Raw genomic sequence first — 8,275 nt, 5'->3', positions numbered from 1 at the left:
TTAAATTAGATATTGTCTTTTTTATTTTATCAAAATGAATTAAAAAAGCATAAAAAAAGAGTTACAATAAATTGTATTTGTAACTCTTTTTTATAATTTAGTTCTTTTCTTTTTCTATTTCTTTTTTTAAGTTTATTATTTCTTCATCAGAAAGACTTGTAGCTTGTTTTATTAATTCTATATCCATACCTAATTTTAAAAGGTTTTTAGCTGTAAGTATTATTCCTTCTTTTTTTCCTCTTTGTATCCCTTGCTGTAATCCTTTCTTTAGCCCTCGTTGTATACCTTGTTGTATCCCTTGCTGTATCCCTCGTTTTTCTCTATTTTTAAATTCTTCTTCAAGTTTTTTTCCTAAATTGCTTATCATATCATCCACCTCCATTCTGGATGTTTCCATTAATAATTCATATACATTTTCTTTTACTTTTCCCTCAAATCTGTTTTTAAATATATTTATAATCCAATTTTTAAATACTTTTTCTTGTTCTTTTGTTGCTCCTTTTTTTATTATTTTCCCTACTAATTTTAGTCTTTTTATTATTTCTTCTATTTCTACATTTTGATCTAGTAAAAATATAGCACTTATTACATTTGCTATTTCTATTAATTCTTCTTTTTCCATTCTATTTATGTCAAATAATAAGTATCTAAAATTTATTATATTATCGTCAAATAATTCATATCCATTTAATACTTCTTTAAAATCTCTAACTGCTGTCCAATTATTCTTTCCGTTATATAAAACTATTGGAATTATTGCTGGCAGTTTATAGTCTTTTCTTTTTTTTATGTTTTTTTCTGTATTTTTAAGTTCATCTCTAAATATTTCTGTCATGTACATTAACAATCTTATAGGCATCATATAGTCTACTTTTGATTGTAATTCTAATAATATATAAAATATTATATCTTTGCCATCTATATTTACTTTATATACTATATCTGCTTCTTCTTCTTTGAAATCTTCTAGTATAAATTCTTTATCTATTAATATTAAATTTTCTTCTTTTATTGATTTTACCCATTCTTTTTTTACAAAACTTCTCAAAAATTCTATAAATGTTTGTTTATGTGAAAGTATATATTTGTATCCTAAATCATGTTCATTTTTTATATTTTCGCTCATTTTACCTCCATTTTTTGAATTTTAAATCTATAACTATATTTTATATTATATTATTCACATTTTACAGATACAAGTTATAAAAATATTTGTTTAAATTAGATATTGTCTTTTTTATTTTATCAAAATAAAATGTCCTTTTCCTTTCTCTATGTTCTCCATCTCTTTTTGTATATCCATTAGCTTAAATTCGGTTTTTTCTTCTGTTTCTTCTGCATAGGCTTTAGTGTTTATAAACCTTATTTATTCCTATGTTTTGAATTGGTATTGTTTCTACTAACATTGTACTTACCGTTAGGTAGGTTACTAGCTTTTTTATCCTTTGCCTAAAGCTCATCTCTTTAACCTCCTTTTCTTAATTCTAAAATAAGTATTGGAAATATTGTTATTTCTCTATCTTAATATATATTTCCAATACTCTTTGATACTAAATTATAAACCTCTTTATCTACTAATAAGTTACGTTATAAACCTCTTAATTATCTAAATTAATTACTATTCCTTCTTTTGTATCATCAGGCTCTATTATGAAAATTGCTTTGACATCTTGTTGTCTACAATATCCTGCCTCTACTACTAATTTCGTACTATTAGTTCCTAGTAATGCGTCTGTATCTGCATAAGTTCCATCTTTTTTCAAGAGATAAACTTGATATAATGTCGTACCATCATCTACCATATTTATTTCTAACTTTGTTGTTGACCAGTAGCCATTTTCATAACCTGACATCTTTATATCTTTTATTATCGCATTTCCTAATTTTACATTTGGTGTTAATGTGTTTGTTACTCTTAAACCATTACTTGCTAATTCTTTTATTTGCTTATAATATCTATGTTCGCTTGGATAATTCTTCATCACTTCTTCTACTGGCTTGATTTCGCTTACTTTTCCTTCTTCGACTGGCTTTGTTGGTTGTTCTTCTCCTTCCTTTCCTCCTTCCTCAAACGTTATTATTCCATGTTTCTTTGCCATTCTTGCCACTACTACTATCCCTTCCTCTTTTGTCATCGCCTTCTTCGGTCTAAATCTTCCATCTGGATACCCTTTTATCACTCCTTCCTTACTCATTGTTGATACTCCTTCCTTCGCCCATTCCGATATTTCTTCTTTATCCTTAAAGCTATTTTCTCTTGTTATTTCTATACTCTCATCTATCATTTTTTCTACCCTCATAAACATCGTTGACGCTTGCTCTCTTGTTAGCTTTTCATATGGTCTAAATTTCCCTTCGCCTGTTCCTTTTACTATCCCTATCCTTCCTGCTAATTGGACTATCGGACTTAATGTATCTGTAAATACCTCTTCTCCTTCTATTGTTTGTGGTTTAAATTGTATAAAATAAGTCGTTACTAACTCTGCAAATTCTTCTCTTGTTATCTCCTCTCTCATGTTCTCATCTTCTCTTAATGTCTCTGGTATTAGCCCCCTCTCTTTCATTACTTTAAACGGTGTCTGAGCCCATGGCGATATTATCTGTGTCGCATAAATGTTTGAATTAAATGCAAATAGAGTTAATGCTAATGAAATTAAAATAGTTTTTGTTTTTTTCATAATCAAAATCTCCTTTCAATTTATTGTCTTTTTTATTTTATCAAAATGAATTTAAAAAAGCATAAAAAAAGAGTTACAACAAAATTGTATTTGTAACTCTTTTTTATAATTTAGTTCTTTTCTTTTTCTTTTACTTTTCCTTTTCTATAAACATAATTTACTTGTATTATTTTTCACTTCTCGTAACATCAAAATTATTATCTTCCATAACCCCTATAAATGACGAAATTTAATGTTTTATTTAGTTTGTAATATAAATTATCCATTAATAGTATAAAAACGCTTGTATAGTCAAATAAAGAGCAATTAATAATATTTTAAATATTGACTTATATTATTAGGTGAAAATTAATAATAAGAATTTATTTTTTGTAATAATTGTACCTTTTTTGTTTTTTATAACAACACGTACCTTTTTTGTTGTTTTATATATATTATGTTTTAAATATTTTTTTTTGTTTTAATGTTTTCGGATAGCTGTACATATTGAAAATACTATATTTTTGACGCCGAAATATAACAAAAAAGGTACGAAATATAACAAAAAAGGTACGAAGCATAACAAAAAAGGTACGAAGTATAACAAAAAAGGTACGAGGAGTATAACAAAAAAGGTACGAAATATAACAAAAAAGGTACGACTATAACAAAAAAGGTACGACTATAACAAAAAAAAATAAATGTTATATATAACTTGACTGAGTATGGTGTTATATTTATAATTGAGTTGAGGTGAAAAAAATATGGAAAAATCTTTGCAAAAAAATTTAGTTACAAAATCAAATACATTAATTGAAGCAAGTTATAATTTAAGTACAAATGAACAGAGGATAATATTATTTCTTGCATCTAAGATACAGCCTACTGATGAAGAATTTCGATTAATGAGATTTAAGATAAAAGATATAATAGATATACTTGATGTTAAAGGGAAAGGAATATATAGTGAGCTACAACAAGCTACAAGTGATTTGATAAGCAAAACTTTAACTATAATTACTTCGTATGAGGATAATCCAAATAAGCATAAAAAACTTCAAGTTTCTTGGTTGGCATCTGCAGAATATTTAGAAAAAGAGGGTATTGTTGAACTGGAATTTTCATCTAAATTGAAACCGTATTTATTGCAATTAAAAAATAGATTTACGAGTTATGAATTAAAGAACATTTTAAAATTAAAAAGTAAGTACAGTATTAGAATTTATGAATTAATGAAACAATATGAAAAAATAAAGGATAGGGTAGTAGAATTAGAAGAATTGAGATACATATTAGGATTAAAAGAAAATGAATATTCTCAATATGGGAATTTAAAACAAAGGATATTAAAAAGAGCACAAGCAGAAATTAATAAAAAAACAGATATAAATTTTGAATTTGAAGAAATTAAAGTTGGAAGAAAAGTAGAAAAGATTAGATTTATAATTAACTCTAAAAAAATAGAGAATGTAGTAGAAGAAGAAAAATTTGAATTATCTTCAGAACAAAAAGTAAAAATAGACACTTTAAAAGCGTTATTTCCTAAAAAAGTAACAGAATATGAGATAAGAAGTATATTATATATAGCAAATTGGGATTTAGCTAAAGTAATTGAAAAATATATGATAATAAAAAATAAAAAGAACATAGACAATTTTGTTGGACTTATGATAGATGCTATTAAAAATGATTATTCAGAGATAGCTGTTACTAATGAGAATATTATAAAAACTAGATTTCATAATTTTACTCAAAGAACATCAGAATACACTCCAGAAGAATTTGAAAGAATTGTTTTGAAGAAGCAGAAAGAAAAATGGGGTTTATAAAACCTATTGATAATTTGGAAATTATTATATAATAAGAATATAAGAAGTTAAATTCTTAAGAATTTAAGAATAAAAGAATGGAGAGATGTTGAATGGCTAAAATAATAAGTATTTTCAATCATAAAGGAGGAGTAGCTAAAACTACAACAGCAATAAATTTAGGTGCAGCACTAACAACTAAAAACAAAAAAGTGTTATTAGTTGATATGGATGCACAGGCAAATACAACAGTAGGGGTTGGGATAGATGAAGAAAAACTAGAAGTAACAATATATGATTTATTAATTTCTAAAGAATTTAAGAAGGAAAGAATTTTGGAAGTTATGAAGGAAACTTCTTATAAAAATTTATACATTCTTCCATCTGATATAACTCTTAGTAATGCAGAAATAACGCTAAGCAGCGCATTGAGTAGAGAAAACATATTAAATAGAATATTAAAACAAATAAAAAATGATTTTGATTACATAATAATAGATTGTCCACCATCTTTAGGTCTTTTAAGCGTTAACTCACTTGTTGCAAGTGATAGTTTAATAATACCTGTATCTACATCTTATTTTTCTATAAAAGGCATTAAACATTTAATAGAAACTTATAATCTTGTTAAAGAAAATTTAAAAGAAGATTTAGATATAATGGGCGTTTTAATTACGATGTATGATGCAAGAAAAAATATATCAAAAGATATAAAAGATAGTTTGAAATCTGTATTTAAAGATAAAGTATTTAATACACTTATAAGAATAAATTCTCAAATAGAATATGCTCAGGACAGACAAACACCAATTATTTATTTTAATAAAAACTGTAATGGATATACGGATTATATGAATTTAGCTGATGAGGTGATAAATTATGAGTAAAGGTAGTAGAGGAATTTTAGAAGGTTTGAATATAAATTCTAAAAAAGATAAGAATTTAGATTCTAAAGAATTTAAGAATTTAGGAAGTGAAGAACTTAGCATTAAAAGAAGTTATTCTTTAAAACCGTCTACAGTTAAAAAACTTCAAGAACTGAAAATATTTATATACGATGATCCTAATATAACTTTTAACGAAATAGTAGATGAAGCAATATGTCTTTTATATGAAAATAAAAAAGAGAAATAAATTATTTGAACGCGATAGCGATCAGGTAAATAGAAATATTTTGAATACATAAGAAATTTAAAATAAAAAAGGAATAGGGTGCTTTAGGGTTAGGTAGAGAAGCTATTAAAAGTGCACGCAAGTTAATACAAAAAACAAAAGATGCTCATGCATTATATTATAAATTATAAAACAATCTAAATATTAAGTTTAAATTGAATATCTACTACAATTTATATCAAAACTCTATAAGCTACGTAAAAATATAAATGTGTATGTTTTTTTACTATATAGGAGTGTTGAAATTATGGTATTTTTGAAATTATGTTTTTCAATTTCAAGTTTAGTTTTCTTAATTTTAACAATAATGTCAATGAAATTAAAAAGAAATCATATAGTGACAATAGTTCCATTGATTTTATTTATTATAAATTTTATTGTACTTTTACTTGTTAAATATAATATTTTATAATTAGCAGTATTTACATATTAAGCTATATTGAATATTAAAAGTAAGAAAGACTCTCAATTAGGGAGTCTTTTTCACTTCGTTTAATGTACGTTATCAAATTTAAAGTATTGTTAAAAATAAGAGAAACAAAAACACAATTTAGTTGCAGTCAAAAAAACTTATATATAAATTTAAAGTTATGTTTTTGATGCCATGGCAGTAGCTATTGCATAAAAGTCATATTTTAATAAATTAAATAAAGATAAATTTATAAATATGATGGAATATGAATACTTTGGAATAGAAATTCCATGCCCAAGTGCAATTATTTATACGGGGAACAATTTTCATATTACATATAAGATAAAATATCCAGTTAATGCAACTGATAAAGCTAAAACACTTGCTAAAAGAATACAAAAAGAAATATCTAATAAGCTAAGTGATTTTAACGCTGATAAATCAGTTAACTTAACTACTTCAACGAGATTTATATATACACGTAATTTTAAAACTATGAATACAGTTAGTGTTAAAATTTATGAGGATAAGCTATATAAACTGAGAGATCTTCAAAAATGTATGCCAGATTTGCCTAGTTGGTATGATAAATGGAAAGAGCAAAAGAAAAAGAATAAAAAGAAAGTATATAACTTTTTTAATTTATATAATTTACTTATAACAAGGCTTGGGGATTTGGAAAAACTTCAAGAGCTTAGGGATTTTAACTGCCATGGGTATCGTGAGCTTATGTGTTTTTTATATAGAAATTTTGCTATGCAAAGTCTTTTTAATAGGAGATAGCCCTAAAGATGCAGCAAAAGAAGCTCAGAGAATGATGCTTGAGTTTAATCGAAGATTTAAAAAAACACTTATAGAAAAGAATGTTGAAAGTAAGACAAGAAACGTTGAAAGAAAACAGTACAACTTCAGAAATGAAGCTATTATTGAAATGCTTAATATAAAGGATTATGAGTAGAGAGAACTCAAAACAATAATAAGTGATGAAGAGTATATGAGAAGACAAAGAGAGTATGATGAAAAAAGAAAAGAAGAGAGAAAGAAAGCTCGTAGAAACGAACAGGGATTAACTAAAAGAGAACAGAAGAAGAAGGAAAAAATAAATATTATAAAAAAATTAATAGAAGAAAATCCAAAAATTAAGCAAAGAGAGATAGCTGAAAAGCTTGGAATATCTCAACAAATGGTATCAAAATATAAAAAAGAGTTGGAGGATTAAAAAATACAACTGAAATGTCCGTCTTATATGGGAAGTACATTTATGTACTTCAAATAGTAATGGGTAAAAAGTGTAATATAAATGTTAAAATATAAATAATTTGGTAGGTAATTTAATAAAAGGAGGTTTATAACGATGTTTAAAAATTTAGTAATTATAGTGTTGGTTTTATTATTATCCCTAGGGGAAGTAGGAACAAAAGCGTATGCAGTACAGATAATATCGCCATGGGCTCAGACACCGTTTAAAGTAATGAAAGAGAGAGGGCTAATACCAGAGACATTAAGAGAAGATGAGAACATGAGAGAGGAGATAACAAGAGAAGAATTTGCAGAGTTAGTAACGACTTATTTTATACAATTTAAACCACAAACAATAGAAGGAGAAGAGGTATTTACGGATACATTAAGTCCTTTAGTACAATTAGCAGGAAGGCTAGGGATAGTAAAAGGAACAGGCGAAGGGAAATTTAGCCCATATGAAAAGCTAACAAGAGAGCAAGCGTCAACGATGTTTATGAGGGTAGAAAAAATGATAGAAGAGGGATTAGAAATAACGAGAGAAAATAGATTTAAGGATAAAGAAGAAATATCGGAATGGGCGAAGGAAGGAGTATCAACAATGAGTAAGGAAGGAGTGATAAAAGGGTATCCCGATGGAAGATTTAGACCGAAGAAGGCGATGACAAAAGAGGAAGGGATAGTAGTAGTGGCAAGAATGGCAAAGAAACATGGAATAATAACGTTTGAGGAAAATGAAGGAGAACAACAACCAACAAAGGCAGAAGAAGGAAAAGACCTAGCAGTAAAACCCGAAGGAGATTTATACATAGCCCATATAACAGGAGAAAAGCCAAAGACGGCAGTAAGAGTAGATTTTAGAATGAAGTCAGATTTTAATAAATATAAAGAAAATTTTATACTTAATTATAAAAATATAAATCAAGTAATTACTTTACATTTTCATTTTGGAAAATTAGTTGCTTGATTTAAAAAAGAGAGGTGAA

The 8,275-nt window shown here is 26.4% G+C and carries 9 protein-coding genes; 7 read left to right on the top strand and 2 right to left on the bottom strand.

The genetic code is table 11. From position 1 onward, the window contains the following. Window positions 1-97: 97 nt before the first annotated feature. Both BUA19_RS09385 and BUA19_RS09380 read right to left on the bottom strand, forming a co-directional pair. Window positions 98-1,126: an Rpn family recombination-promoting nuclease/putative transposase gene (locus BUA19_RS09385; RefSeq protein ID WP_072725918.1), complete on the bottom strand. Its 1,029-nt coding sequence runs from the start codon at window positions 1,124-1,126 to the stop codon at window positions 98-100. Between the two features lie 472 nt (window positions 1,127-1,598). Then, a complete protein-coding gene (locus BUA19_RS09380) occupies window positions 1,599-2,678 on the bottom strand; it encodes an S-layer homology domain-containing protein (RefSeq protein WP_072725917.1) in 1,080 nt (359 codons plus the stop codon). Between the two features lie 743 nt (window positions 2,679-3,421). On the opposite strand from BUA19_RS09380, the gene BUA19_RS09375 reads away from it, so the two are divergent. From BUA19_RS09375 to BUA19_RS09350, 7 genes are all read left to right on the top strand, one after another. Then, on the top strand, window positions 3,422-4,486 hold the full coding sequence (locus BUA19_RS09375) for a replication initiation protein (protein ID WP_084602030.1): 1,065 nt from the start codon (window positions 3,422-3,424) through the stop codon (window positions 4,484-4,486). 92 nt (window positions 4,487-4,578) lie between these two features. Continuing rightward, on the top strand, window positions 4,579-5,352 hold the full coding sequence (locus BUA19_RS09370) for a ParA family protein (RefSeq protein ID WP_072725915.1): 774 nt from the start codon (window positions 4,579-4,581) through the stop codon (window positions 5,350-5,352). After that, a complete protein-coding gene (locus BUA19_RS09365; protein ID WP_072725914.1) occupies window positions 5,345-5,599 on the top strand; it encodes a hypothetical protein in 255 nt (84 codons plus the stop codon). The genes BUA19_RS09370 and BUA19_RS09365 overlap by 8 nt, the downstream gene beginning before the upstream one ends. Window positions 5,600-6,305: 706 nt before the next feature. Further along, complete coding sequence (locus BUA19_RS09360) at window positions 6,306-6,833, top strand: hypothetical protein (RefSeq protein ID WP_072725912.1); 528 nt, start codon at window positions 6,306-6,308, stop codon at window positions 6,831-6,833. Then, on the top strand, window positions 6,763-7,008 hold the full coding sequence (locus BUA19_RS11550) for a hypothetical protein (protein ID WP_143145418.1): 246 nt from the start codon (window positions 6,763-6,765) through the stop codon (window positions 7,006-7,008). The genes BUA19_RS09360 and BUA19_RS11550 overlap by 71 nt, the downstream gene beginning before the upstream one ends. Before the next feature lie 36 nt (window positions 7,009-7,044). Next, on the top strand, window positions 7,045-7,269 hold the full coding sequence (locus BUA19_RS09355) for a winged helix-turn-helix transcriptional regulator (RefSeq protein WP_072725909.1): 225 nt from the start codon (window positions 7,045-7,047) through the stop codon (window positions 7,267-7,269). A 135-nt stretch (window positions 7,270-7,404) separates the two neighbouring features. Continuing rightward, window positions 7,405-8,256 (top strand): S-layer homology domain-containing protein, encoded by an 852-nt coding sequence (locus tag BUA19_RS09350; RefSeq protein ID WP_072725908.1) that lies wholly within the window; start codon window positions 7,405-7,407, stop codon window positions 8,254-8,256. Window positions 8,257-8,275 lie beyond the last annotated feature (19 nt).

The sequence above is a fragment of the Tepidibacter thalassicus DSM 15285 genome, from assembly GCF_900129915.1.
In the GTDB taxonomy this organism is placed as follows: domain Bacteria; phylum Bacillota; class Clostridia; order Peptostreptococcales; family Peptostreptococcaceae; genus Tepidibacter; species Tepidibacter thalassicus.
This window is presented reverse-complemented; position numbering and strand designations above follow the sequence as displayed.